The 25,347-nt window shown below is 59.9% G+C and carries 18 protein-coding genes; 15 read left to right on the top strand and 3 right to left on the bottom strand.

What is annotated here, in order from left to right; genetic code table 11:
- Positions 1 to 6 precede the first annotated feature (6 nt).
- The 6 genes from LJE93_14865 to LJE93_14840 all read left to right on the top strand — a co-directional run bounded on the left by LJE93_14865 (position 7) and on the right by LJE93_14840 (position 7,025).
- Positions 7 to 456 carry a DUF1844 domain-containing protein gene (locus tag LJE93_14865; protein MCG6950192.1) on the top strand — a complete coding sequence of 150 codons (450 nt, stop codon included), beginning with the start codon at positions 7 to 9 and terminating at the stop codon, positions 454 to 456.
- 3 nt (positions 457 to 459) lie between these two features.
- A complete protein-coding gene (locus LJE93_14860) occupies positions 460 to 2,265 on the top strand; it encodes a hypothetical protein (GenBank protein MCG6950191.1) in 1,806 nt (601 codons plus the stop codon).
- A 1-nt stretch (position 2,266) separates the two neighbouring features.
- Positions 2,267 to 3,556 (top strand): DUF4388 domain-containing protein, encoded by a 1,290-nt coding sequence (locus LJE93_14855; protein ID MCG6950190.1) that lies wholly within the window; start codon positions 2,267 to 2,269, stop codon positions 3,554 to 3,556.
- A gap of 130 nt (positions 3,557 to 3,686) precedes the next feature.
- On the top strand, positions 3,687 to 5,609 hold the full coding sequence (gene dnaK / locus LJE93_14850) for a molecular chaperone DnaK (GenBank protein ID MCG6950189.1): 1,923 nt from the start codon (positions 3,687 to 3,689) through the stop codon (positions 5,607 to 5,609).
- Positions 5,610 to 5,787: 178 nt separating this feature from the next.
- On the top strand, positions 5,788 to 6,162 hold the full coding sequence (locus tag LJE93_14845) for a MerR family transcriptional regulator (protein ID MCG6950188.1): 375 nt from the start codon (positions 5,788 to 5,790) through the stop codon (positions 6,160 to 6,162).
- Positions 6,159 to 7,025: an RNA polymerase sigma factor RpoD/SigA gene (locus tag LJE93_14840; GenBank protein ID MCG6950187.1), complete on the top strand. Its 867-nt coding sequence runs from the start codon at positions 6,159 to 6,161 to the stop codon at positions 7,023 to 7,025. Before LJE93_14845 ends, LJE93_14840 begins: the two co-directional genes overlap by 4 nt.
- A gap of 146 nt (positions 7,026 to 7,171) precedes the next feature.
- Here LJE93_14840 and LJE93_14835 read toward each other — a convergent pair whose 3' ends face one another.
- Both LJE93_14835 and LJE93_14830 read right to left on the bottom strand, forming a co-directional pair.
- A complete protein-coding gene (locus tag LJE93_14835; protein ID MCG6950186.1) occupies positions 7,172 to 7,780 on the bottom strand; it encodes an RDD family protein in 609 nt (202 codons plus the stop codon).
- A gap of 99 nt (positions 7,781 to 7,879) precedes the next feature.
- The gene (locus LJE93_14830; GenBank protein ID MCG6950185.1) at positions 7,880 to 9,514 is read right to left on the bottom strand and encodes a hypothetical protein; all 1,635 of its coding nucleotides are present in this window, start codon (positions 9,512 to 9,514) and stop codon (positions 7,880 to 7,882) included.
- Positions 9,515 to 9,561: 47 nt separating this feature from the next.
- Between LJE93_14830 and hpt the strand changes: the two genes are divergently transcribed.
- The 3 genes from hpt to LJE93_14815 all read left to right on the top strand — a co-directional run bounded on the left by hpt (position 9,562) and on the right by LJE93_14815 (position 12,280).
- A complete protein-coding gene (hpt, locus tag LJE93_14825) occupies positions 9,562 to 10,077 on the top strand; it encodes a hypoxanthine phosphoribosyltransferase (protein MCG6950184.1) in 516 nt (171 codons plus the stop codon).
- A gap of 215 nt (positions 10,078 to 10,292) precedes the next feature.
- Positions 10,293 to 11,381: a molybdenum hydroxylase gene (locus tag LJE93_14820; protein MCG6950183.1), complete on the top strand. Its 1,089-nt coding sequence runs from the start codon at positions 10,293 to 10,295 to the stop codon at positions 11,379 to 11,381.
- Between the two features lie 20 nt (positions 11,382 to 11,401).
- On the top strand, positions 11,402 to 12,280 hold the full coding sequence (locus LJE93_14815; GenBank protein ID MCG6950182.1) for a patatin-like phospholipase family protein: 879 nt from the start codon (positions 11,402 to 11,404) through the stop codon (positions 12,278 to 12,280).
- Positions 12,281 to 12,441: 161 nt separating this feature from the next.
- On the opposite strand, the gene LJE93_14810 is transcribed toward LJE93_14815, so the two are convergent.
- Complete coding sequence (locus LJE93_14810) at positions 12,442 to 13,701, bottom strand: polysaccharide deacetylase family protein (protein ID MCG6950181.1); 1,260 nt, start codon at positions 13,699 to 13,701, stop codon at positions 12,442 to 12,444.
- 360 nt (positions 13,702 to 14,061) lie between these two features.
- Between LJE93_14810 and pgsA the strand changes: the two genes are divergently transcribed.
- From pgsA to guaB, 6 genes are all read left to right on the top strand, one after another.
- On the top strand, positions 14,062 to 14,604 hold the full coding sequence (gene pgsA, locus LJE93_14805; GenBank protein ID MCG6950180.1) for a CDP-diacylglycerol--glycerol-3-phosphate 3-phosphatidyltransferase: 543 nt from the start codon (positions 14,062 to 14,064) through the stop codon (positions 14,602 to 14,604).
- On the top strand, positions 14,601 to 17,123 hold the full coding sequence (locus tag LJE93_14800; protein ID MCG6950179.1) for an MMPL family transporter: 2,523 nt from the start codon (positions 14,601 to 14,603) through the stop codon (positions 17,121 to 17,123). The genes pgsA and LJE93_14800 overlap by 4 nt, the downstream gene beginning before the upstream one ends.
- Positions 17,120 to 19,564, top strand: coding sequence for an AAA family ATPase (locus tag LJE93_14795; protein ID MCG6950178.1), 2,445 nt, complete (start codon positions 17,120 to 17,122; stop codon positions 19,562 to 19,564). Before LJE93_14800 ends, LJE93_14795 begins: the two co-directional genes overlap by 4 nt.
- Positions 19,565 to 19,675: 111 nt before the next feature.
- Positions 19,676 to 20,557, top strand: coding sequence for a peptidoglycan DD-metalloendopeptidase family protein (locus tag LJE93_14790; GenBank protein ID MCG6950177.1), 882 nt, complete (start codon positions 19,676 to 19,678; stop codon positions 20,555 to 20,557).
- A 303-nt stretch (positions 20,558 to 20,860) separates the two neighbouring features.
- Positions 20,861 to 23,650 (top strand): preprotein translocase subunit SecA, encoded by a 2,790-nt coding sequence (secA, locus tag LJE93_14785; GenBank protein MCG6950176.1) that lies wholly within the window; start codon positions 20,861 to 20,863, stop codon positions 23,648 to 23,650.
- A 3-nt stretch (positions 23,651 to 23,653) separates the two neighbouring features.
- Entirely contained in the window at positions 23,654 to 25,126 is a 1,473-nt protein-coding gene (gene guaB / locus LJE93_14780; GenBank protein MCG6950175.1) for an IMP dehydrogenase, read from the top strand.
- The last annotated feature ends 221 nt before the right edge of the window (positions 25,127 to 25,347 follow it).

The following is a 25,347-nucleotide window of genomic DNA, read 5'->3' as shown; positions in this document are numbered from 1 at the left end:
GGACGTGTGGTCGACGAACCGAAGTCGAATCCACCCGGTGAGCCCAAAATCAAAGTGGTCGACCGGCGAAAATTCACGGCGGATGGCGACCCCGTGGAAACCGTGGATCAATCTGCCGAGACCGAGGAATCCGGCCAAGCCGCTTCGCCCGGTGGCTCCGAGAAAGTCGATCCGGAAGCGGAAATTCCGCGGGTGGATCCTGAGCCGCCTCCGACCGGAGTCGGCGGACCCTCGTTTTCGCCGTTTCTCGAGCTGGTGGCGATGATCGCCGGACAGGCGGAGATCCTCCTGGTCGGAGCGGAAGATCTGCCGGCCCGACCGGCCGAAGCCAAAAGGATGATCGACTACCTGGGAGTTCTCGAAGAAAAGACGGCAGGCAACCTGTCCGCCGAAGAATCCGAGGCTCTGAGCACCGTCCTCTACCAGCTTCGCACTGATTTTTTGCAGAAAACGTAACCTATGGTTCGCAAGCTCCTTCCCGCCCTCGCCGTGGCTTTGGCGATATGGACGCCCGCGCAGGCAAACATCCTGGACACGTGGCAGGAGGTTCAGGCCAATCTCGAAGAGGGCGATGTCGCGAGCGCGGAGATGGCGATTGGAGCTCTTCAGGAGGAGGCCGTCGAACTCGAGGTCCAGCGCATGACGGGCTTCGCCGCGGCTCTCGTCAGCTGGGCCGAACTCCATCCCGGGGCGGAAGGCGAATCGATGCTCCGAGCCGCCAAACAGCTCGATCCGGACTACCCTTCGAGTTACTTCCTCGCCTCCCGCTGGAGCGCTGGCAAGGGCGCGTCGATTTCGGCATTCAAGCAACGGGTGACTGGCTGGGTGAAACTGATCGACTTCGATCCGACTCGCCGAGTGGTCGGCGCCTGGACCGCGATCTGGGCGATCATCTCGCTTGCGGCCGCGCTGGTGACGATCATTTTCGTGTTGATCATCAGGCACCTTCGAAGCGTCGCATTCGACGCTCGCGATCTCGGAGGCAAGATCTTCCGACCGGCGAACGCGTGGGTGTTCGCGCTCGTCATTGTGCTTCTTCCGCTGTTCGCGGCCCTCGGCCCGGTGTGGCTGGTCGCATACATTTTCATTCTCACCTGGCCCTACCTGAGCCGTCCCCTGAGAATCTGGTCATTTGTGGGCTGTCTGCTGCTGGCGATGGTGGGACCTGCTCTGGCTTGGGTGCAGCACGAAATCCTGCAAACGGAACCGATGATGAACCGTGTCGGGACCATGCTGGATGACAGGCAGTCCGACTTTTCCACCTTGCGGGAATTCTCGGAGGTCGGTGATGAGCTCGATGACATCGCCGACTACCATCTGATCCTCGGCGAGCTGTTTCGTATGCACGGTGAACCGTCGCTGGCAACGCTCGAGTTCCAGAAGGCGACCCTACTCGATCCGGAAAACTCCCGGCCGCTGGTCTTTGTAGCCAATCAGGCGTTGGAAAATGGGAACGCAAAAAGGGCGATTCAACACTACAGTCATGCTCTTGAGCTCGATCCTCAGAATGCATTTGCCTACCACAATCTGTCGCTGGCGTTCGATCTCAGCCGGAGGTTTCAGGAGGGAGATCAGGCTCGGGCGAGGGCGCGGCAGATCGCCGGACGGGAGGTCAAGGAAAACGGCCTCCGGGGGCTCGATCCCAGGATTCGTTATCCACGACTGGACAGCGAGTATGTGGAGGTGTTTCTCGAGACGTTGACTCCCGAGCAGTTGGCGTACGTGGGGGAGGGACCGAAGCCTCTGAATCTGATCAAGCAACCGACCTCGACCCTGTCCCTGGTATTTCTTGTCGGAGCGGTGGTTGGCCTGGTTGTGCTCTTCGTTCGCCTCCGCTGGTTCCCACCGGCCAACGAGTGCAGCAAATGTGGCAAGGTATACCGGCTGGAGGCAGGATTGGGTGAGAGTAGCGTCTACTGTTCTCAGTGCGTGTCGGTCTTTTTGAAGCGGGATGTCGTGTCGATTGAGCAGCAGACCGCAAAGATGGCCCAGATCCACCGTCGGGAAGGCCGGGCCAGGTTCTTGCGACGGGCCGTCGCTTTTGTCATCCCCGGAAGTGTGGCTGTGCTGGACGGGAAGGTGGTCCGCGGGTACACGATCAATATCCTTGCGTGGTTCTTCCTGAGTGGTGCCCTGGTGTGGGTGCCGACGTTCGTTCCTCGGATCGAACCGCTGGCCCCGACCCACTACATTCAGATCGTTTTTCTGATGCTCGTTGGCCTGATCATGGTGCGGTCCGGCGTGAACTCATGGAACCGGAGTTAGGATGGCATTGGAAGGCACTCTTCGGGACTTTTCCTTCGCCGATATATTGCAGCTGATATCGCTGCAGCGAAAGACCGGAGTCTTGACCCTGCGCGCGGAAGATAACGTGGTGACCGTTGCCTTCCAGGACGGCTGCATCGTGGGAGCGTCCACCCTCAACCAGCACACCGAGGACATGATCGGCTTGATCCTGCTCAAGCGAGGAGAGGTCACGGAGGTCGAGCTCGAGGGGGCGCTTCGTCGTCAAGAAGAGACTCTACAGCGGTTGGGCAGGATTTTGATCGACCACCATGTGGTTCCGGTGGAAACGGTGAGGGTGGCTCTTCACCAGCAGATTCTCCAGATCGTGTATCGCGTCTTCAGGTGGTCTGACGGCGAATACCATTTCTCACAAGAGACCGACATCGACTACGACCGCGATCTTTTACAGCCGATGGCTGCCGACTCGATCATCATGGAAGGCGCTCGCATGACCGATGAGTGGCCCTTCATCGATCAGCGGATTCCCGACCGAGATGTCGTCTTTCGCAAGGTCGACCCGTCGCGTCGTCTCGAGGTCGTGGCGGGCAGTGATGACCTGCTCGGTGATCTCGAGTTCAGTTTCGACGGCGACGAAAAGGGCGGTTCCGAGTCCCTCCCGGATGATCAGATCACCGAGAATCAGATGGCGGTGTATCCGCTGATCAATGGGAGAGACTCGGTTTCGGAGATCATCCTCGAGAGCACATTGATCGAGTTCGAAACCTGCAAGGCGATCGCGGAACTCTTCGATCGTGGCCTGATCCGTGAATCGACCCAAGAGGAGATTGCGCGCGAGATGCGGCAGGAGGTCGAGGAACCGGCGACCGAGCGATGGCCAATGTCGTCATTGCCGTGGCTCGCCGTTCCGTTTCTGATCCTGCTCGGCTTTGCTCTTATGATCGTGCAGCGCAATCCCGCAAATCCGGGATTCCACCTGCGCGAGGACGTCTGGGACCGCTACGTTCTCCAGAGCGTATCGTGGATCAGTCTCGACCGGATAGCGCGCCAGGCGGAGACGGCGTTCTACCTCGACGGTGTATACCCGGCGAGTGCCGACCAGCTCGCCGCGGAGTATCCAAGGTCGGTTCCGTCCGATCCGTGGGGACGGCCGTATCGTTTGGTTGAGCGAGGAGAAAAGCTCCTCGTCACGGGTGCCGACAGCGATGGGCAGCCGATCCAGAACCTGATTCTGAGTCGCCACCTCGCGTGGGAAGGGGCCACCGATCGGGTTGGCCGATCTGAAGGGCCGGGTGTCGAGCTCCTACCCTGAGCCGAAATACGGCTCAACTTCCTCAATTCTGCTCTGAAATCAACGAAATAAAGGCCCATTAAAGACTTGACAAAATTACACTCAGGTTTTATATTATTTGGGTGCGATGAAAGTTGAGGAGGATTCAAGCATGTCTCACGTAATTGGAATAGACCTCGGTACCACGAACTCCGTGGTTGCCGTGATCGAGGGCGGAAAGCCCGAAGTCATACCGAATCAGGAAGGAAACCGCACCACCGCGTCGGTGGTTGCTTTTACTGACAAGGGTGAGCGCCTGGTTGGTCAGGTGGCCAAACGTCAGGCGGTCACGAACCCGGAAAAGACAGTTTCTTCGGTCAAGCGCTTCATGGGCCGTCGCTATGACGAGGTGGTCGAGGAAATCAAGACCGTCCCGTACAAAGTGGTGAAGGGCGAAAACGACACCGCTCGCATCGAAATAGACGGCAAATTGTACTCACCACCGGAGATTTCGGCGATGATTCTGCAGAAGCTCAAGGCTGCGGCCGAGGACTACCTCGGATCGAAGGTCGAGCAGGCGGTCATCACCGTTCCCGCATACTTCAACGATTCTCAGCGGCAGGCCACGAAGGATGCCGGCCAGATCGCTGGGCTCAAGGTGTTGCGCTTGGTCAACGAGCCGACTGCGGCTGCGTTGGCATACGGAATGGACAAGAAAGAGGACGAGACGATCGCCGTCTTCGACTTCGGTGGCGGTACCTTCGACATTTCGATCCTCGAGGTGGGGGCTGGCGTGGTCGAAGTGAAGTCGACCAACGGTGACACGCACCTCGGTGGCGATGACCTCGACCAGGTCATCATCGAATGGATGATCGACGAGTTTAAGAAGGATCAGGGGGTTGACCTCTCCCAGGACAGAATGGCAATTCAGCGCCTCAAGGAGGCGGCGGAGAAAGCCAAGATCGAACTCTCGTCGACGATGGAAACCGATATCAATCTGCCGTTCATTACGGCGGACGCGTCTGGTCCGAAGCATCTCAGCCTGAAGCTCTCGCGTTCGAAATTCGAGCAGATGATCGAGCCTTTCGTGCAGCGGACTCTGGAGCCCTGCCGGCAGGCTCTGAAAGACGCCGGGCTCGAGGCCAAGGACGTCGACGAGGTCATCCTGGTCGGCGGATCCACCCGGATTCCCATGGTCCAGAAGCAGGTGACCGACTTCTTCGGCAAGGAGCCCAACAAGGGCGTGAACCCGGACGAGGTCGTAGCGATCGGCGCCGCCGTGCAGGCGGGAGTCCTCTCCGGCGACGTCAAGGACGTCTTGTTGCTCGATGTCACTCCGCTGTCGCTCGGGGTCGAGACCCTCGGTGGTGTGACGGACGTGGTCATCGAGCGCAATACCACGATTCCGGTGCGCAAGTCGAAGGTCTACTCGACCGCGGACGACAACCAGAATCAGGTCGAGATCCACGTTCTGCAGGGAGAGCGCACCATGGCTGCGGACAACCGCACCCTGGGTAGATTCCACCTCATTGGCATCCCGCCCGCACCCCGCGGCGTGCCTCAGATCGAGGTCGCGTTCGACATCGATGCCAACGGCATCCTGCATGTCTCGGCAAAGGACCGTGGAACAGGTCAAGAGCAGAAGATTCAGATCACGAGCTCTTCCGGAATCTCCGACCAGGAGATCAAGAACATGGTCGACCAGGCACAATCTCACGCCTCAGAGGACGAGATGAAGCGCAAAGAGATCGAAACCCGTAACAAGCTCGACGCTCTGATCTACTCGACCGAGAAGCTGGTGAACGAGAATCGAGAGAAGCTGTCGGATGCGGACGGCAAGGCTGCCGACGATTCTATTGCAGAGGCCAAGAAAACCCTCGAGGAGGGCTCGGCCGATCAGATGGAGCAGGCGCTCGAGCGACTGACACAGGCGAGCCATCAGGTTGCCGCAGTCCTCTATCAGAGTGCATCTGCTGATGGAGGCCCGACAGCGGCTAGCCCCGAGCAGTCAGCAGGTGACGGCGGTTCTACCGCTGCAGACGATGATGTCATCGACGCCGAGTATGTCGACGTCGATGCCGACGAAGGGAATTGACGGCCAGGACCTCTAGGTCTGATAACGCTGTGCAGGACCCCGGGGCCGGCTGTCCGCAGCCGGCCCCGAATCATCTCGGTGGTGGTACAGTGAACCCAGCACCACCCCGCAACGGTCGAAGAGTTGGTCGTCCGAGGTGACCGCCACGGGTATTCGGCCTTCAAGGTGGAGGACGGAAATGAAAGCAAAACCGAAGTACCGGATGATCTCCTGGGTGGCGGAAAGGTACAACGTTCACCCGCAGACCCTCCGTCTTTGGGAGAGAGAGGGATTGCTGCAGCCGACTCGATCGCGGGGCAATACCAGATTGTACGATGAGAAGACCTGCGAACGGCTTGAAACAATACTCACCCTGACCCGGGACCTTGGAGTCAACCTGGCAGGAGTGGACATCATCCTCAATCTGAAGGAACAGATCAGGCGGCTTCAGGAGGAAAACGAGCTGATGGGGAATCTGATCCGGCGGACAGTCCAGAAACACACCGAGGTCCCTCGATACCACTCACTTGTGAAGGTCGAAACCACGACACTCAAGGTTTCGGACAAGGAATGAGCCAGCGTGGCGGATCTACGCGGGATGCCGAGGTCGCGACGCTGCGTCGCTACCTCAAAGAAATTGCCAGATACCCTCCGCTGACCCACGACGAAGAGATCGAGCTCGCTGAGCGTGTCCACTCTGGTGACGAGGACGCGGTCCGAGAGTTGGTCGAGTCGAATCTTCGATTCGTGGTCGCCTATGCCAAGCGTTACCGTAATCCGAACGTGCCTTTCCTCGACTTGATTCACGAAGGAAACCTCGGCCTGATTCAGGCGGCAAAGAAATACGACCCCTCGCAAGAGGGTCATGATGTGAAATTCATTACCTATGCGGTGTGGTGGATTCGGCAGGCGATCCTCCACGCTCTCGCCGAGCACGCCGGTTCCTTCCGACTACCTCAGAAGCAAGCCAACATGTTGTATCGAATGGAGCGAATCCGTTCGCTATTGGCCGAGAGGTTCGGGCGCGCTCCCACCGACCAGGAGCTTTCTGAAGAGCTGGGGATCAGCGTCGACGAAGTCCGCGTGCTTTCGCGTGCTGCGCGGTCTTCGCTGTCCCTCAATGAGCCGGTCGACTCCGAGGGCAACTCGGAACTCGGAGATCTCCTCGAGCAGACCGGGCTCCCGGACACAGACGAGCTGTTGTTGCGCGAGAGTTTTGCGCAAGCGCTCGCCGATGCATTGGCCGAGCTGCCGGAGCGCGAGCGAAAAGTACTCGAACTACGGTTCGGCCTCGCCGATGACCAGCCCAAGACCCTGCGCGAGATTGGAGACGTCATGGGACTCTCGCGGGAGAGGGTGCGCCAAATCGAGAGCCGTGCCCTGAACAAGCTTCGCCGGTCGCACAGGAAGCATTCCCTCCAGGGTTTCCTCCGGTAGACGGCTCGACGGGTTCCCCCGCCCCCCTCCCACGGCCCGACGGCACCCATATCGCCAGTTCTGCGACTTCAGCTCGAATGGAGAGCCGTTGAGCCGTAAGGCCGTCCAGCCGTTAACCTGGTGAGAAGACCGGATTAAGCCCGCAATCAATCCGAATCGTCATCAGTCAGTTTCTCGTCGATTTCCCCTACGACCTCGATATCCACTGCCGGCGCCGACCTCCGCACGACTCGTGTGCCCGCCAGGATATCGTGCAGGGTCCGGCGATCATGCCGAATCAGCATTACGAGATGCCCCCATTCGAACGTCATCGAGCTGACGCAATATGCAGCGAGCCGGAGAAGCGCGCGGGAAGGACCTATGGGGCATCGCTGGCGGTAGTCGACGATTCTCAGCCCCACCGCCCACTTCCCCGGTGTCGCTCCAAGGAGGCCCCAGCCGACCACGAAGTAGCACCACCACAGCGCGATCCAAAGACCGAGAATGCCGCTGGCGTGTGCCAGCCACTGCGGGTCGGCCGTCGCCCGGGCGAGCTGATCGATTCCCCCCCAGACGGCGCTCCATTCGAATTTCCTACTGACTGGCAGTGCCAACAGCGCGCACAGGCTGCAGTACACGGCCATGTCGAGCAGCGTCGCCGCCAAACGCAACAAAGGGCCGGCTGGCCGCCAGCCATCTGAAAAATCGAGACGCCGGCTCGAGAGGATTCCGCCGTCGCCCGATGACCCGGAGCTACCGTAAAGACCCTTCTTCATCACATCCTCGGTCCGCGCTCAGGGTACTCCTTTTCATAGTGTGCCGAACGGCGCGGTACGGCGCTGCAAACCCGGTTCGCGGTCGGTTGTTCAACGGGCTCAGAGGGGAGTCAGCCCGCCTGCTTTCTGATGAGCAAGCCACAGGGCCGAGTAGGCGTGGAGAAAACGAAAACGGGATCGGTATATGGTCTCGAGTTGCTGGGTGTCTCCGCGAAACAGCATGTCATCGATGTACCACTGGAAACGCCGGTCGGTATCGCGTGCCCTATCGAGACTTCGAGCCGAGTGCTCGAGAACCTCGAAAAGACGGTCCGGATTGTTGGCATTCTCGAGCCGCGCGATCTCGTTCGTTTCCTCCTCCATCTTCACCCGTAGTGCGGCGCTCGTGAGAAAGAACCGATCGAGATCCCACTCCGGAGTGCCCTTTTCGACCTTCGCCTCGGCGAGCTTGCGATAGGTTTCGATCTCCCTCGGTTCGAGGTTGAGATTTCGAATTTCCGGTGCGGTGGCGATCTGGCTCGGAAGCCGGTCCCAAACGATCATTTCGAGCGCGAACATGATCTTGTGAAGAGTCTCGTTGAGGAGCGGGTCTGGAGGCAAGATCTCGCTGAGGGACGTTTCATCCGGCTGCCGCGTCTGAGATGTTTCGTCCAGGCCCGATTCCGGATCTTCAGGCGGAATGATCTTGTGGGATGCGGTCCTGGCTGTTGTCGAAACTGGGGCGCCCTCGGCGTCCGCAATAATGGGGCGCTTGGAAGCCGGATCGAATTTTGCGAGGACCGCCTGCATCGCTCGGGTCATCTCGGCGATGTCATCCCGTTTGACGTTGTCCTTTCGAGCCCTCGCCTCATAACGGACTCGGATCGTCCGGAATTCCTCGAGTTGCCTCTTGAGGTCTTCGCTCGCCAATTCCGGGTGGTTTTCGAGGTATCTTTCGATGTCGAAAATCCGGTTTGTGTTTTCGACGACCTTCCGTTCCTCCGCCTCGTAGAGGTCTTTGAATCGGTTCTTCGCTTCGATGTTGGTGACGACGATCTCTTTCAGAATCGAGGGATGCATGGCGGTCTTGCCGAGGCGCTGCTTGAGGCTGCGATACCTCTCGTAGACCTTCGATTCGACCAGTGACGGATAGTCTTCGATCGACTCGAGTTCCTCTCGAATGGCCTTCACCGCATCGATGAGAGGCGCCTGTTCGGCAGCCGGCAGCGGCGGCAATTCGATGAAGGTCGTCAGGTGCTTGAAGCTCACCAGCAGGTCGTTCGTGTCCTTGACCGTGATTCGGCCGTCCTCCCCGACCTCCTCGGCGATGCGTGTGAACAGGATGTCGAGCTTGTCCAGGGTGTCCTGCTCGAACTGGCTCGAGATCAGATAGAACTTGAGCAGGGCGGAGAGGACCTTTTCGTCCTGGCGCTTGATGTGATCGAAAAACTTTCGCATCGTCGAAGGCGCGAACTGGCTTTCGATGCGGTCCATTTCGCGTTGAATTCGATTCATCTCTCGCTCGAGCTGATCGAGTTCCGGCGCCGCATTGACCGGGCTTTCGATTCCAATCGTGTGCACCAGATCTTCCAGTCTTCGATGAAGAGCCTGGAAATCGTAGCTGTAGGGCATCGTCCCCTCGCCGAGGTGCTTGAGCACACCACCCAGGAACTGGTAGAACGTCCACAGAGACCTGAAGCGGTCGGAAAGCCTGGTGTACCGGGCGCTCAGGGACTGCGTCTCGGGAGTTTGCATCAACTCAGGATACAACGTTTCGATGCGACGTACAAAGTGAGGGTTCTATGTTGGGAAAGATCGTATTGGGCCGTAAACAGATCGAAGAGTTGGTCGATCGGTTGGCGAGCGAACTCGAGGCGGATCTCGCAGGGAAGGCGCCGGTTTTCATTGGCGTATTGAAGGGATGTGTGTTCTTCCTCACCGACCTCACCCGGCGCATCCAGAAATCTCTGGAAATTGATTTCATTCAGGTGTCCAGCTACGGAGCCAGCACGACCTCCTCGGGCTCGGTAGTGTTGGTCAAGGACATCACCGTCGATGTTCGCGACCGGGACGTGTACCTCGTCGAGGATATCGTGGACACGGGAGTCACCCTGACCGATGTCGTCAAGCTGATCGAGGCTCGGCATCCGAGATCCATCCAGGTAGTGGCTCTGTTGTCGAAACCTTCCCGGAGGCAGGTCGAGGTCGATGTTGCCTTCCTGGGAACGGAGATCGAAGATCTTTTCGTGGTTGGTTACGGTCTGGACTACGGGGAGGCGTACCGGAACCTTCCTGATATCCGGGTTCTCGAGGAATAGGTTTGCCTGCCCCTGCGACCGTCTACGTCTCTGTGCCCGCGAGCGCAGGGCCTGAAGCCTCCACCCGGAGATAAAGTCGCTCGAACTCGATGTAGAGGCCGCGTTTCGGGCCTCGATTCCCAGGCCTGAAAATCAGTGCGTGACAGCTCGGTAAACGCAGGCTAGAATGTGCCGACACGGTTGAATAGGGGAGCACGGATTTTTTCGGGGGTCGGATGAAGCCGAGCGATTACCGCGTGTTGATTCGGGGCGCCGGCGAGCTGGCGTCGGGCACCGCACACCACCTTTACACGCAGGGTTTCAAAAACATTTTGATGCTCGAACGGCGATACCCGAAGGCCGTACGGCGACAGGTTTGTTTCTCGGAAGCGATCCTCGACGGCACGACCACGGTGCAGGGGGTGCCTGGACGTTATGTCCGCAACGTACATGAGGCGGAGGTGGCCAACGAAGCGGGGGCGATCGCGATAGCGGCTCTGGATCTCGATGAAGTCCTCCATGCTTGGCAGCCGAAGATCTTCATAGAGGCAGCAATGTTGCGGAAGAACTGGGGCCTGAAGCGCGAGATCGCCCCGGTGGTGATAGCTCTCGGACCCGGATATGTCGCGAGAAAAGACTGTGACGCGGTGGTCGAGACAGTTCGCGGCCCCCAGGTGGGCGCCGTCCTCGAGGACACCGGCCAGCGGCTTCGCGATGAACCGCCGGCCGAGATCATGGGTTATGGCGGAGAGCGAGCTGTCAAGGCGATTCGAGACGGAATCTTCTTCACCCAGCACCGCATCGGCGGAATGGTTGACCGTGGTGAGCGAATCGGAACCGTAGTTTCCGTGTACGGGGTCGAGGATTTTAGGCAGGGGGTCCCGGTGGATGCCTCGTACCCGGTTACGGCGAGGATTTCGGGTGCACTTCGAGGACTCTTGCGAGACGGCGTGCCGGTCAAGAAGGGCGACCGGATCGCAGACATCGATCCGCGTGGCAGTACCGACGACCTGAACAACATATCCGACAAGAGTCGCCGGGTAGCGGAAGGTGTTCACGAGGCCTTGCTCGGATTAATCGCCGAAATGGAGCGCCGCCGGCCGAAGTCCAAAAAGAAGACCAAGGTTTCTAACACTAAAAAGAGCGCAAAGCCAGGCCCTTCGCGTACGACCAACGCTGGAAAGAAAGCCGGCGGGTCTCATCGAGGTTCGGGCGCGAAGAGCAAGACGTCGAAGAAATCGACCGCGAAACCGAAGGTCAAGGCGACCCCGAAAAGCGTGGCGAAGAAATCCGCGCGCGGGTCGAGGCGATCGACAAAGGGTTGAAACGTCGGCGGTAGGCCGTGGTGAGAATCAGAGAACACATAACGCGCGCGACTTGGCGGCTTCGGCCGCCTGTCCTGGCACTCGGAGGTGGTGGGGCGCGTGGCTTTGCCCACCTCGGAGTTCTCCAGGCCCTCGACGATGTCGGGCTGTCGGTCCGTGCGATCGCCGGCACGAGTATGGGAGCCGTCGTCGGTGGCATGTATCTGGCGCACGGTTCCGCGAGCCGCGCAACTGATCTGTGGCGTGAAGCGCTCGACAAGGATCTGATTCCCGCGGTGAGGTCGATCGGACGGGTACCGGACGCCGACGCCAAGGAGCATCCGCTGATCCAGGTGGCACGACGAATTCGAAACCGGGTGGTGATTTCCTTCGCAATGAATCGATGCACACTGTTGGATGATGCGGCCCTGGTGGAGGCGCTGGAGTTTCTCATCCCCGACGCGCAGTTCTCCGAGCTTTCGAAGCCATTGGTGGTTGTTGCCACGAATCTCGAGACCGGCGCCGAGGTCAGGTTGCGATCGGGACCGATCCGGCCGGCGTTGGTCGCGTCGAGTGCGATTCCGGGCATGGTGCCGGCGGTCGAAATCGAAGGGCAGCCCCTGGTCGATGGGGGAGTGGTCGCGGAGATTCCGTCGGTTGCGGCGCGAGACGAGGGTTGGCCAGTCGTTGCGGTCGACGTCTCGCTCGACGTGCCGTCGCTCCGTCCGGATGACCTCGTGCTCGACACCATGATGCGGACGCAAATGATGACCGCACGTCTTCTTCGTTGCCGGCAGCTCCGCGCAGCGACCCAAGTCATTCGGCCGGGCGTCGGGGATGCAAGGTGGGCCGAGTGGAGTCGCTTCGACGAGTTCGTCGAAGCCGGGCGCACGGCGACGATGGAGTTCCTCGGTCTCTAGGTCGCCCGAATCACCACAGAGACACAAATCCATCTATCACGGCGTAGCCGCATTGCGGCGAAGCCGAGCCCGCCCGCTGAAGACGAAATCGCAGATCACGGGGGTGGGCAGGCTTCATGATGTCTTGGTGCCTTGGTGTTTTTGCGGTTGAGCCGGCTGCCTCACCCGCCATTGACCTGGCGATGCCGTTCCTCGGCTCGGCGAAGCCATTTGCGCCAGGTCGGGGAGGCCTCGAGAAGCTGGGTCACGGTGGTCGGTTCAAGCCCACGAGAGTCGAGCGCATCGAGAAATACCGGCAGCTCCTTCCATGGAGCCTCCTCCCGTTCAGTCGCCATGTGCATGAGAATGATGCCGCCCTCGAGCTTCGGGAACTGGATCAGCCGATCCATGATTGTCCGTGAGTTTTTGTAGAGCGACGAATGTTCGTCCGCGACCCAGTCGTGAGAGTCGAGTGAGGCTCCCTGGAGAGAGCTCCAGCGAACGTGGAGATAACCGACTTCGAGGGCCCACCCCCGGAGGGTCCGATTCTCCTCTCCGTAAGGCGACCGCCACAGCGGTTGCATGACCCGTCCGGTGGCATTGGCGAACGCTTCTTCAGTCCGTCGCAGTTCTCGTTGCAGCGACTCTCTGGTGACGTCGGGCAGGAGTTGATGCCGCCGATTCTTGGCATAGGTCGTGAGGTGTGGGTGCGAGTAGGTATGGTTGCCGACCTCGTGGCCGGAGAGCACTGCACGGCGAATGATTGAGGGATGGCGCTCGATGAACTGGCCGGTGACGAAGATCGTAACCTCGAGCTCCTGCCGTTGCAGAAGGTCGAGCAACTCGGCAGTGCGATTGCTCGATGCGTTTCCGTCGAAGGTAATGGCGATCCGGGGCCCGGCGTCCTGAACCAGCTGGAGAACGGGTGGCGCGATGATAGGTGTAGGAGCTGCCCGTGATGTGATGCCCCGCGAGACGACCAGAGCACGCGCTGCCTGTCGCGGCGTTCCGGTTGGTTTTGGTCTGGGTGTGTCAGTCGGTGCCGGCTCCGGCGTTTCGGTCGGGGAGGGTTCTGGCGTCGCTGTTGGATACGGTGTCGCGGTCGGAGTCGGGAGGACGAGCTCGAGGCCTGCTTCCGTGACGGGGATGATTTGAAGTGGTCCCTCTCCCGACGCGAGATCGAACTGTTCTATCGACCCGTGCCCTTCATCGTCGAGTACGATCACGCCGACCGGGTTGCCATCCCGGAGCAGCAAGACCGAGCTCGCCGGCAACCCGTCTGCCTCGACCCCAACGCCCTGTTCGGTGACGAAGATTCTGGCCGAAATGTCGACCTGCCCGGCTCCGCTGGGCACACTCCCGTCTACACTTCGGCTGACCTCAACCAGTTCGGCGACCTTGATACCGACGGCCGAGAGCAGGAGGGCCGCGGCACCGGCCACGATGGCTATTGCCCAGGCAGGATGAATTGGCTGCCGCGCAAAGTCGAGAACGGCTCTTGCGCTATCACGAATAGCGCCGATGGCCTGGCATTTGCGACCACAGAAGACACGGCCGTGATAGCGCTGGAGACATCCCCCGCACAGCCATTTCCCGCAGCTGGCGCATCGGTGGCTCGCTTCCTTCGAAGGATGGTTGGTGCAATGAGAGGTTACCCGCATGGTCGAGGGTATTTGGAGATTCCTTGTGCGAGATCTGCGGTCGTGGCGGGGCCCGATGTTTTGACGTGCGGTAGTGGTATCGTGTTCGACCAACGGGCAGCAGGATGACACGACCCGGGCCGGGCCGAAAGGGGGCACAAGGTGTGGAACATACCCAATCTCTTGACCGTTTTTCGCATCTTTCTGGTGCCACTCCTGGTGGTTGTCCTGCTGACCGAGGTACCTGACAAGGAATACTGGGGTCTGGGCATATTCCTGCTCGCGGCCCTTACCGATGCCCTAGACGGAATTATAGCCCGCCGTACCGAGTCCATCACGACGACCGGCGCGATGCTCGACCCGATCGCCGATAAGTTGTTGATGAGCGCGGCGTTCATTTCGTTGGTAGAACTGCAGCAGGTTCCGGCGTGGATGGTGACCCTGATCGTCGGCCGGGAGTTTGCAGTGACTGCGCTGCGGTTGATCGCACTGGAACGAGGGATCGCGATCTCCGCCAACTGGCTCGGAAAGGCAAAGACCACGGCGCAGATCATAACCGTGTCGATTCTGATCTTCAGTCTGAATTCAGATCGTTGGGATCTTGTGGCCATGATATGCCTTTGGGTCACGGTCGTGTTGACCGTGGCCTCGATGGTCGTTTACTTCTGGCAGAACCGCAGTGTGTTGATGGAGGAATCGGCGTGAGCCGAGGGCTGCTGCCACGGCAGCTGCCCCTTCATCTGGTTCGCATCGGGCGCCGGCATCCGAAGATTGTTGCAGCCGGAGCGGTGCTGGCCTGGATAGTCGCTCTGCTGCTTTCGTCCAGTGTGCAGGTGGAAACCGACATTCTGTCGTTGGTTCCGCGCGACAACCCGGTCGTCGAGGGATTCAAAACAACCATCGATCGTTTCGGTTCGGTTGACACGCTGCTGGCGGTCATTCATCTGGAGGATGACCGTCCGCTGGAAAGCTCTATCGAGTTTGCCGGCCTCCTGGCCGAAAACCTTCGCACCTGGGACAAGATCGATTGGGTCGAGTACCGGGTCGACAGCACTGCAGAGGCGGCAATTCCGCTGCTTGATCGAGCCGCCCTCTTCCTCGAGCCGTCGGAGCTCGACGAGGTGCTGCGCAGCCTAGAAGATGGTGGGCTCGAAAAAGTCGCCGTTCGCCTGCGGGCGCAATTGATGGCTCCGCAAAGCCTCGTGACCAAGGATCTCTTGCGTCTCGACCCGGTAGGGATGTTGCCGAAGATCCTCGCCAGGGTCCGACTCGGCGGGGTCGGTGTGCGCGTCGATTCCGATACGGGCTGCCTGATCGACGACAACCGACGGTTTCTGTTAATGATGGCCAAACCGGTTCGCCCGGCTCAGGACCTGGAGTTCGACCGCTACCTGGTGGCGGCCCTCGAGGAACGAGTGGAAGAAGTCTCCGAAACCTGGGTCGAGGAGCGTGGCGAGCCTTCGGCACCCGAGGTCGAGTTCACGGGCGGTTATGTGGTGGCACTCGATGACGCCAGGCTGATCACATCAGACATGGTGGTGGGCCTGATCTCGTCCCTTGCAGGCGTGATGGTGCTGTTTCTGCTCGCTTTTCGAAGCCGCGCAGCTCTCGTCTACGCCTTCTTCCCGTTGGTCACCGGAATCGCACTCACGTTTTCCTTCGGTGCAATCGCGTTGGGGCGTATCAACTCGTTGACCTCGGCATTCGGAGGACTGGTAATCGGCCTCGGTATCGATTTCGTCATCGTCCTCTTCGCGCGTTACGTCGAAGAACGACGTTCGGGGGCTTCTCACGAAGATGCCGTAGATGCGATGGGACGATTTACGGGTGTTGGCGTACTGCTGGGTGCGGTGACGACCGCAGCCACGTTCTACTCGTTCCTCGTCACCGATTTTGCCGGCCTGTGGGAACTCGGGCTTCTCACCGGGAGCGGGATCCTCCTGCTTGTCATTACAGTGTTTCTCCTGCTTCCCGCTTTGCTCACGCTCATTCAGCAGCGAGTCCGCCGGGACCGTTCTCTCTACCTGCGTTCGTTCGGATCCGACCTGCTGTGCAGCGCCAGCCTCCGTCGCCCGCGCATCGTTATTATGTTGTCGATCTTCATGACCCTGATTCTCGGTGTTGGTATCCACCGGCTCAAGTGGGACGACGATTTTCGCAACATGCGATCCGGAGACAACCGAGCGATCCAGCTCCGCCAGGAAGTCATGGATGCGTTCGATCTCCGGTTTTCGCCGATGATTCTGCGTTTCGACGGCTCGACCGAAGCCGAAGCGCTGGCCAAGAGCCGCGCGGTTCTGCCCGAGCTCGAACAGCTCGTCGATGGTGAATCCCTGGTTGGTATCGACACCATCGCCGATATTATTCCGGCCGAAGAGGTGCAGCGGCAGCTGATCAGGCGCCTCGAAGAGGCCGAGCCGGCGCTTGACGGATTGGACCTCCGTTTCGAGGATGCCCTCCGCGGCGCCGGACTCAACCCGTCAGCATTCCGAGAGGGCATCGAGCATCTGGTCACCAGTCTCGGGAGGAGAGATCTGCTCTCGCTCTCGGATCTCGAGGGCACACCGCTTGCCCGGGTTGTCGAGCGGTACGTTGCGGCGGCCGACGGAGAGGTGTCGTCGGCAATCTACTGTTATCCCCCGGTCGGCAAATGGCGACGAGGCGCCTCTCCCGCGATGCAGGAATTCCTGTCGCGTCACCAGGATGCGGTTCTGGCCGGGCCAAATGTCATATCGGCTGAGCTTCGGAAAATCGTATGGGATGACGCGATCGCCGCCGCGGTTCTGGGAATCGTGATCGTCTTTCTGCTCTTGTGGGCCGATCTCGGTGGGCCGTTCCGCGCGCTGTTCGCCCTGTTGCCCCTCTTCGTGGGCATGGTGTGGATGCTTGGAGCGATGGCATTCATCGGTCTCCGCCTCAATTTCTTCAACATATTTGTCTTGACGATGATTGTCGGTATTGGGGTCGACTACGGTGTTCATCTTCTCCACCGGTGGTACGAGTCGGGAGGTGACCCAAACGCTGTCGCGGAAACGGCCAAGGCGATCGCGGTGGCTGCGCTGACGACTGTGGTTGGATTCGGCTCACTCGTGCTCTCACACTATCCGGGCTTGAGGTCGGTCGGAGGTGCCGCCATCCTCGGGGCATTGTCAACCGCGGTTCTCGGCATTACTCTGCTTCCGGCCCTCTTGTCGATGAAGGATTCGAAGAAGGAGTCATCATGATCCGCGAACTGAAGCCGAAAGACCTCGCCTGGCGATGTCCGGCCGGCTGGTTGCCGAGGAAAGATTCGACGTCGATCAAACCGGCCTCCACGATTGTCGCCCAAGACCGCGCCGTGGAGGCGATTGCCTTCGGTCTCGCCATGAGAGGCATCGGATTCAACGTGTTCGTGACCGGCATGTCCGGGACCGGCCGGCTGACTACGATCAAAAGCTTCGTCGAAAAGCTGGCCGAAGCTGACGACAGACCGGAGGACATTTGCTTCGTCTTCAACTTCCGAAAACCGGAAGAGCCGAGTGCGATCTTTCTCGAAGCTGGCGCGGGTTTCCGCCTCAAGGAGGGGATGGAAGAGCTGATCGAAGATCTCTCGACGAATCTCCCAGTGATTCTCAACGATCGTGATTTCCGCTCGAGAATCGACCGAGCCGTCGAACCGCTGCAGCGCAAAGAACGTCAGGTGATCGAGGCATTCGAGAAAGAAGTCGCCGATGCCGGATTCGTTCTGGTTCAGGTGCAAGCCGGGCTCGTTACCCGGCCCGAAATTCTCCCGGTTGTCGATGAGCAGCCGGTACCGCTCGAAAAAATCCAGGAGTTGCTGGAGGAGGGCAAGCTCTCCACCGAAGACGTGGAACGTCTTCGAAAGACTCACGCAGAGCTTTCGGAGAAGTTTCGTGATGTCTTCCAGGAGGTCGCCGAAATCAGGCGGATGACCCAGGAACGTGTCGAAGACGTGCGGCGAAAGCTGCTCCAGCCATCTTTCGATGAAGCGGTCAAGAGGATCCGCAAGGATGTCGGCGACCCTCGAGCCAACCCCTATCTGGATGATGTTGCGACCGACCTCGGGGAGAACCTCGAACTGTTCATGGTGTCGCCGGAAGATGTCCCCATGGGCGGCGATCGGTTCCTCCGCTGGCGGGTCAACCTGGTGGTGGACAATACCGATGTCAGCGGGCGGCCGGTGGTGATAGAAACCGAGCCGACGTACACGAATCTGTTCGGCACCATCGAACGCACCTTGACCCAGTCCGGCGAGGCCGCGACCTCGTTCATGCGAATTCGCGCCGGATCTTTGATGCGTGCGAATGGTGGTTTTCTGGTACTCAACGCCGATGATGTCCTTTTGGAGCCTCGTGTCTGGCCGGGTCTGAAGCGTGCCCTCAAGTACAGGCGCGTCCAGATCCAGTCGCTCGAGAGCCTGGTCCTGGGGGCTGCCCTGCTGAAGCCGGAACCGGTGCCGATCGACGTCAAGGTGATCATTATCGGGAGCCGGTCGATCTACGACCTCCTCTTCCGATACGACTCGGATTTTCCGAAGATCTTCAAGGTCCTCGCAGATTTCGACATGGTCTTGACCGCGTCGAAGGACCACGCAAAAGACGTGCTGTCCGTGCTTCGAAGAGTGACCGTGGAGGAGGGTCTCAGGGATCTCGACCGTAGCGGTATGTCTGCGATGCTCGAAGCGGCTGTTCGAATCGGCAAATGGCGGCGGCGTTTTTCAAGCCGCTTCTCGGACCTCGCAGACATTCTCAGGGAGGCCTCCTACCGCGCTGGTCTTGCGAGCTCGAAAATGGTGTCGGCGGAGCATGTGATCGAGGCTCGCAGGGCGAGGAGGAGAAGGCATTCCCTCACCGAGGACCGATCTCACGAGCTCATCAAAGAGGGGATCATCAGGGTCGAAACCAGCGGGGCCGCCGTCGGCCAGGTGAATGGGCTCGCGGTCTACGACCTCGGCCACCACCGGTTCGGGAAGCCCTCCAGGATCACGGCGCAGGTTGGGCTCGGCCGCGATGGCGTGGTCAATGTGGAGAGGCAGGCGGGGCTCTCCGGGCCGACCCACAGCAAGGGCGTCAGCATTCTGACGGGATTCCTGCGGGGTACCTTCGCTCGCCGATCACCGTTGACCATGTCCTGTTCGATCACCTTCGAGCAGTCGTACGGCGGCATCGACGGAGATTCGGCATCCTCCACCGAAATCTATGCCATCGTGTCGGCGATTTCCGGGATTTCGATCAGACAGGATGTTGCGGTCACTGGGTCGGTGGACCAATACGGATACGTCCAGGCGATTGGTGGCGTCAACGAAAAGATCGAGGGATTCCATCGCGTGTGCAGCGAGGGTGGGTTGACCGGGAGTCAGGGGGTCATGATTCCGGCCGCGAATGTTGGCGACCTCCATCTCTCAGACGAGGTCGTGGACTCGGTCACCGAAGGTCTCTTCACCATCTGGGCGGTCGACGACGTCTCCGATGGCATCGGGTTGTTGACCGGAAAGCCGGCCGGAGAGTGGAGCGAAAAAGACGGCTGGAGTGAGGGCAGCGTTTTCGCTGCCTGCCAGGATCGGCTCGACGAAATGGTTCGTTTGATGAGGAAGGCGGTAAAGGAACCGGGCAAGAATGGGGGGGAGAACCCGAGTTCTGAAAACGATACCGAGAACGATTCGTGACCTGCTCTGTGACCTGCATCACGTTGATTTGACACCAAGGTTCGGCGCAATGATAATCATTGAGCGCCGGCGGTGTGAGGCTGCCGATGCCGGTATCGAAGGAGGGGGCCTATGCCCGGGCGTATGAACACGATTATCATCGTGCCCCACAACAAAGCGCGGTTCCTCAAGTTTTCGTTCTCTACGAAGACTCTGGTGATGGCGTCCTGCTTCGTTTTGACCGCCTTGATTCTCTCGGTGATAGCGATTGCCTTCACCGGAAACGCCGTCAATCGTCGGCTCGAAGTGCAGCGTCTGAAAAGTGAAAACGCGGAGCTCGCGAAGGTCAACCAGCAGCTCGAAGTCACGGTCTCCGAGGTGCAGGGCCGACTCGATGAGTTCGAGGAGCGGACCGCCAGGCTCGCCCTTGCTGCGGGCATGGAGTCGGCAGGTGCGGGATTCGCGAGTCCGGCAGGGTCGCAGATCCGAGTCGGAAGCGGAGGCCCGTATGACCGACTCCCTGAATCCCCGGAGGTTTTGACAGCTCAAGGTCGCTGGGTTCAGGCTCAGCTGGACCTGGTCGAGGGTCGATTGAGCGAACAGGGGAAAGTCCTTGCATCGACACCGACAGTCGCGCCGGTCTTTGGTTTGATCACCGATGGTTTCGGTCGCCGCAAGGACCCGTTCACCGGCCGACTGGCTTTCCACCGCGGTCTGGATATCTCGGCTCGACGGGGAACTCCGATCAAGGCACCGGCGGACGGTATCGTGGTGTTCTCCGGGCGTAACGGCGGCCTCGGCAAGACGGTTCGCATCTCGCACGATTTCGGTTTCACGACAGTGTACGGTCACTTGGACAGAATCGATGTCGAGCCAGGTGACGTCGTCAGCCGCGGGCAAGAGATCGGTGCCCTTGGAAACACCGGGCGATCGACCGGGCCTCATTTGCACTACGAGGTTCACGAAGATGGCGCGGCGAAGAACCCGCTCTACTTCATCCTCGACGCCTTCTAGACGGCACCTACCCGAAGCTTTTCCACGCGCCCCTTGGGGTGCGTTTTTGCATCGCGGAAACTCCTTTTCAATTTTGAATTCTCAATTCTCAATTTTGAATCCCCCCAACCCACCCCTGAAAACCGGGGGGATGGATGGGAATTCAAAACTCAAAATTCATAAATCAAACCTTGGTGTCGTTGCATTCGGCGGCGCGCTGGATTAGGCTGCCGAGAACCGGCGACGGTGCCGGTGCCGAGAATCCGGGAGTAAACGTCGCGCCGGGGGTTCCCCCGGCATTTTGTCATCAACGAGGTGTCTTGGATGAACCTATTCGAGAAAGGTATTGAGCTCGTAATCGGGTCGAAGCACGAGCGCGATGTGAAGCGCATGCGACCGGTTGTCGAGGCCATCAATGCATACGAAGCGGAACTGGAAACGCTCGACGACGATGCCCTGCGCAGTCGATTCCAGGCGATCAGGGAACGGGTGCAGGCCGCGGTCACCGACCTGCCGGAGGATCGGCGTGAGCGAAGCGTAAAGGTGCAGGGGCTTCTCGACCCCGAGCTCGAAGAGGTGTTTGCGCTCGTCCGTGAAGCGAGTAAACGGACAACTGGGATGCGCCATTTCGATGTTCAGTTGATGGGCGGAATCGTCCTCCACGAGGGTCGCATCGCGGAGATGCGTACCGGAGAGGGCAAAACGCTGGTCGCGACCCTCCCAGTTGCCCTCAACGCGTTGACCGGACGTGGCGTCCACGTGGTCACTGTCAATGATTACTTGGCACGGCGCGATGCGGAGTGGATGGGCCGGATATATGAGTTCCTGGGCCTCTCGGTGGGATGCATCCAGAATTCGATGAACGATGCCGAGCGGAAGGAGGCTTACACCGCCGACATCACTTACGGCACAAACAACGAGTTCGGGTTCGATTACCTGCGCGACAACATGAAATTCGAGCTCGATCGAATGGTGCAGCGCGATCACGTTTTCGCGATTGTCGACGAGGTCGACTCGATCTTGGTCGACGAAGCGCGGACGCCGTTGATCATATCCGGTCCGTCGGAAGTTTCAGTAGACCTCTACTACAAGGTCGACGCCATCGTTCCCCGGCTTCGAAAGGGTGAGGAGATAGAGGACAAGCACGGGAACAAGGAGGTGACCGGCGACTACTTGGTCGACGAGAAAGGGCAGTCTGCGTCGCTCACCGAACAGGGTGTGGCGCGAGCGGAAAAGATGCTCGGTGTGGACAACCTTTATGAACCGTCCAACATCGAGATTCTGCACGCTGTCAATCAGGCGCTTCGCGCTCACTCTCTCTATCAACGCGACAAGGAGTACATCGTCAAAGACGGCGAGGTCACCATCGTCGACGAGTTCACTGGACGGCTGATGGCTGGCCGGCGCTGGTCCGACGGCCTCCACCAGGCTGTGGAGGCGAAGGAAAAGGTCAAAATTCAGTCCGAGAATCAAACCCTGGCCACGGTAACCCTGCAGAACTACTTCCGGATGTACGACAAGCTCGCCGGCATGACTGGAACGGCTGAAACCGAGGCCGAGGAGTTCGAGAAAATCTACGGACTCGACGTGTCGGTCATCCCGACCAACATGCCGATGATTCGGGCTGACCATGCCGACGTCGTCTACAAGACCGAGAAGGAGAAGTTTCGCGCGGTGATCGACGAAATCCAGGAGTGCAACGCCAACGGGCAGCCGGTGCTGGTTGGAACGGTGTCGATCGAGAACTCCGAGAAGCTCTCGAAACTCCTCCAGAGGAGAAAGATCAAGCATGTCGTCCTGAACGCCAAATACCACGAACGGGAGGCCGATATCGTGGCGCAGGCAGGGCGACTCGGGGCGGTGACCATAGCCACCAACATGGCTGGCCGAGGTACCGACATCGTGCTCGGAGGCAACCCGGATAGCCTGGCCAGAATAGAAGCTGATCCGGCCAGCGACGAGGAGGAGTATTCCAGCGCGCTGGCCCGGTATGAAGAGCAATGCGCCGAGCAGAAAAAACAAGTGCTCGAAGCGGGAGGTCTGCACATCCTCGGCACCGAACGCCACGAATCACGACGCATCGACAACCAGCTCCGTGGCCGCTGCGGCCGGCAGGGCGATCCGGGTTCGTCTCGCTTCTTTCTCTCGCTCGAGGACGACCTCATGAGGATCTTCGCATCTGATTGGGTGCGAAAAATGATGGATCGTCTCGGGATGGAAGAGGACATCCCGATCGAATCCAAAATGGTGTCGAAGTCCATCGAGCGCGCGCAGAAGCAGGTCGAAGGGCGCAACTTCGAAATCCGCAAGCACCTTCTCGAGTACGACGATGTCATGAACAAGCAGCGGGAGGCGGTGTACAGCTTGCGGCGCCGGATTCTCGAAGGGCTCGAGGGTCGAAACTACATCATGCGGGTGGTCGACGAGATTATCGCCTCTCTGGTGGATCACTACTGCCCCGAGGAAAGTGATCCGGCGGATTGGGAGGCCGATGGCCTCGAGAAGGAGTATCGCAGTTACTTCGGGCTTACGGTAGAAGAACTCGGTGTGGACTGGGCGACTGTCAATCGGCCGCAACTCGAAGAAATGCTGGTCGAGGGCGCGAAGGCCCACTATGAGCAGCGAGCCGAGGAGTTCGGGGAAGCGGAGTTCGCCCGGCTCGAAAAATTCCTCCTCCTGGATACGGTTGACCGTCAGTGGAAAGACCACCTGCTCGCCCTCGATCACCTTCGTGAGGGCATCGGCCTGAGGGCCTACGGGCAACGCAACCCGTTGGTCGAGTACAAGCGGGAGTCGTTCGCTCTCTTCGAGGATATGTGGGAGCGGATCGAAGACCACGTTGTCAAGTTCCTCTACCACGCCGAGCCGGTCGAAGACATGCAACTCAAACGAAGGGGCGTCAGCACGACCCTGTCGCATCCCGAGGCACAGGGGTTGGCCTCTTCGCACGCGCAACAGGAGAGAGCGGCGAATACGCCGGTGAGTGCGCCGGACGCCAAGCCGACCACCGTCCGACGCAACCAACCAAAGGTGGGCCGAAACGATCCGTGCCCCTGCGGTTCCGGCAAGAAGTACAAAAAATGCCACGGGGCGGCTAACGTTCAGAAAGGGTAGGGGATGGACGACAAGATTCCGGTTGGCCTGACCTTCGACGACGTGATTCTGGTTCCGTGGCGGTCCGAGGTTCACCCGAACGCGGTCGACGTCTCGACACGACTGACCGGAACCGGCATCGGCCTCAATCTGCCGATCATCTCGGCCGCCATGGACACGGTGACCGAAGCCAACATGGCGATCGCAATGGCCCAGCATGGTGGTCTCGGCGTGGTTCACAAGAACATGTCGATCGAGCGCCAGGCGGAAGAAATCGATCGCGTCAAGCGGTCCGAATCGGGCATGATCGTGGACCCGGTGACGGTCCACCCCGAGCAATCCGTCAGCGAAGCGTTGGACGTGATGGCTCGCTACAAAATCTCGGGCCTACCAGTGATCGACAGCCACGGCCAGCTCAAGGGCATTTTGACCAATCGCGACCTGAGGTTCTGCACGGAATTCGACCGTCCGATCGCGGACTTCATGACCAAGGATAACCTCGTCACTGCGCCGGTCGGAACGACTCTTGACGAGGCGAAGGTCCTGTTGCATCAGAATCGGATCGAAAAACTCCTGGTCGTCGACGAGGAGGGCAACCTCAAGGGCCTGATCACGGTCAAGGACATCAAGAAGGCTCACGACTACCCGAACGCCTGCAAGGACGTTCTCGGGAGGTTGAGAGTGGCGGCTGGCGTCGGCGTCACCGGCGATCTTGCCGAGCGGTGCGCGGCACTGATCGAGCGCCACGTCGATGTGCTCTGCCTCGACAGCTCCCATGCTCATTCGCGGGGCGTCATGGAGGCAACGAAGAAGATCAAGAAAGATTTTCCGGATACGCCGTTGATCGTGGGCAATATCGCCACCGATGGGGCGGCACGGGACCTCATAGATCTCGGAGTCGACGCCATCAAGGTCGGTATCGGACCGGGCTCCATCTGTACCACGCGGGTGGTGACCGGTGCCGGCATGCCGCAGATCACGGCGGTGATGGAGTGCGCGAAGGCGGCCAGGGAGCAGGGCATACCTGTCATCGCGGATGGGGGCATCCGGTACTCAGGAGACATCGCCAAGGCGTTGGCCGCGGGAGCGGACGTCGTGATGATCGGTTCTCTTTTCGCCGGCGTCGAGGAGTCGCCTGGAGAGCAGATCCTCTACCAGGGCCGCACCTTCAAGGCCTATCGGGGGATGGGTTCGATCGGAGCGATGAAGGAGGTCGAGGGCTCTGGAGATCGGTACTTCCAGCAGAGCGGCGGGGACCTCGCCAAGCTCGTGCCCGAGGGTATCGAAGGAATGGTTCCGTTCAAGGGGCCGCTGGCCGATCAGCTGACCCAGCTGGTTGGCGGCCTCCGCGCCGGGATGGGACTTTCCGGCTGCTCGAAGATCGAGGATCTCCATACCAAGGCTCGTTTCATCCGCGTTACCGGAGCGGGTCTCAAAGAGAGCCATGCTCACGACGTTGTCGTGACGAAGGAAGCACCGAACTACCGCATCGACTGACCTACCCGTGAGAGACGCGAAACCGCTTCGACGACACCGGTGCCACCCTCGAATTGTCTGAATTCGTCGCCCTTCAGCCGAGTGACGGCTCGAGGGCGGACGATGCGAAGAGTGGCACCATGACCGCCGACGGGAGACGGTATGCGAAGCGTCGACGATCGTTCTCACCGAAGCGGGTTGGATGAAGAGCACATCCCCTTCCCAATCCCTCTGCTAGACTC

Source organism: Acidobacteriota bacterium (assembly GCA_022340665.1).
Taxonomy (GTDB): domain Bacteria; phylum Acidobacteriota; class Thermoanaerobaculia; order Thermoanaerobaculales; family Sulfomarinibacteraceae; genus Sulfomarinibacter.
This window is presented reverse-complemented; position numbering and strand designations above follow the sequence as displayed.

What these genes read in the sequence shown, in the direction of transcription:
- dnaK (MCG6950189.1), top strand. Translation starts at nt 3,687, where the DNA reads ATGTCTCACGTAATTGGAATAGACCTCGGTACCACGAACTCCGTGGTT.
- LJE93_14835 (MCG6950186.1), bottom strand. Translation starts at nt 7,780, where the DNA reads ATGAAGAAGGGTCTTTACGGTAGCTCCGGGTCATCGGGCGACGGCGGA.
- LJE93_14855 (MCG6950190.1), top strand. Translation starts at nt 2,267, where the DNA reads ATGGCATTGGAAGGCACTCTTCGGGACTTTTCCTTCGCCGATATATTG.
- LJE93_14820 (MCG6950183.1), top strand. Translation starts at nt 10,293, where the DNA reads ATGAAGCCGAGCGATTACCGCGTGTTGATTCGGGGCGCCGGCGAGCTG.
- LJE93_14790 (MCG6950177.1), top strand. Translation starts at nt 19,676, where the DNA reads ATGCCCGGGCGTATGAACACGATTATCATCGTGCCCCACAACAAAGCG.
- LJE93_14830 (MCG6950185.1), bottom strand. Translation starts at nt 9,514, where the DNA reads ATGCAAACTCCCGAGACGCAGTCCCTGAGCGCCCGGTACACCAGGCTT.
- guaB (MCG6950175.1), top strand. Translation starts at nt 23,654, where the DNA reads ATGGACGACAAGATTCCGGTTGGCCTGACCTTCGACGACGTGATTCTG.
- secA (MCG6950176.1), top strand. Translation starts at nt 20,861, where the DNA reads ATGAACCTATTCGAGAAAGGTATTGAGCTCGTAATCGGGTCGAAGCAC.
- LJE93_14860 (MCG6950191.1), top strand. Translation starts at nt 460, where the DNA reads ATGGTTCGCAAGCTCCTTCCCGCCCTCGCCGTGGCTTTGGCGATATGG.
- LJE93_14795 (MCG6950178.1), top strand. Translation starts at nt 17,120, where the DNA reads ATGATCCGCGAACTGAAGCCGAAAGACCTCGCCTGGCGATGTCCGGCC.
- hpt (MCG6950184.1), top strand. Translation starts at nt 9,562, where the DNA reads ATGTTGGGAAAGATCGTATTGGGCCGTAAACAGATCGAAGAGTTGGTC.
- LJE93_14840 (MCG6950187.1), top strand. Translation starts at nt 6,159, where the DNA reads ATGAGCCAGCGTGGCGGATCTACGCGGGATGCCGAGGTCGCGACGCTG.
- LJE93_14845 (MCG6950188.1), top strand. Translation starts at nt 5,788, where the DNA reads ATGAAAGCAAAACCGAAGTACCGGATGATCTCCTGGGTGGCGGAAAGG.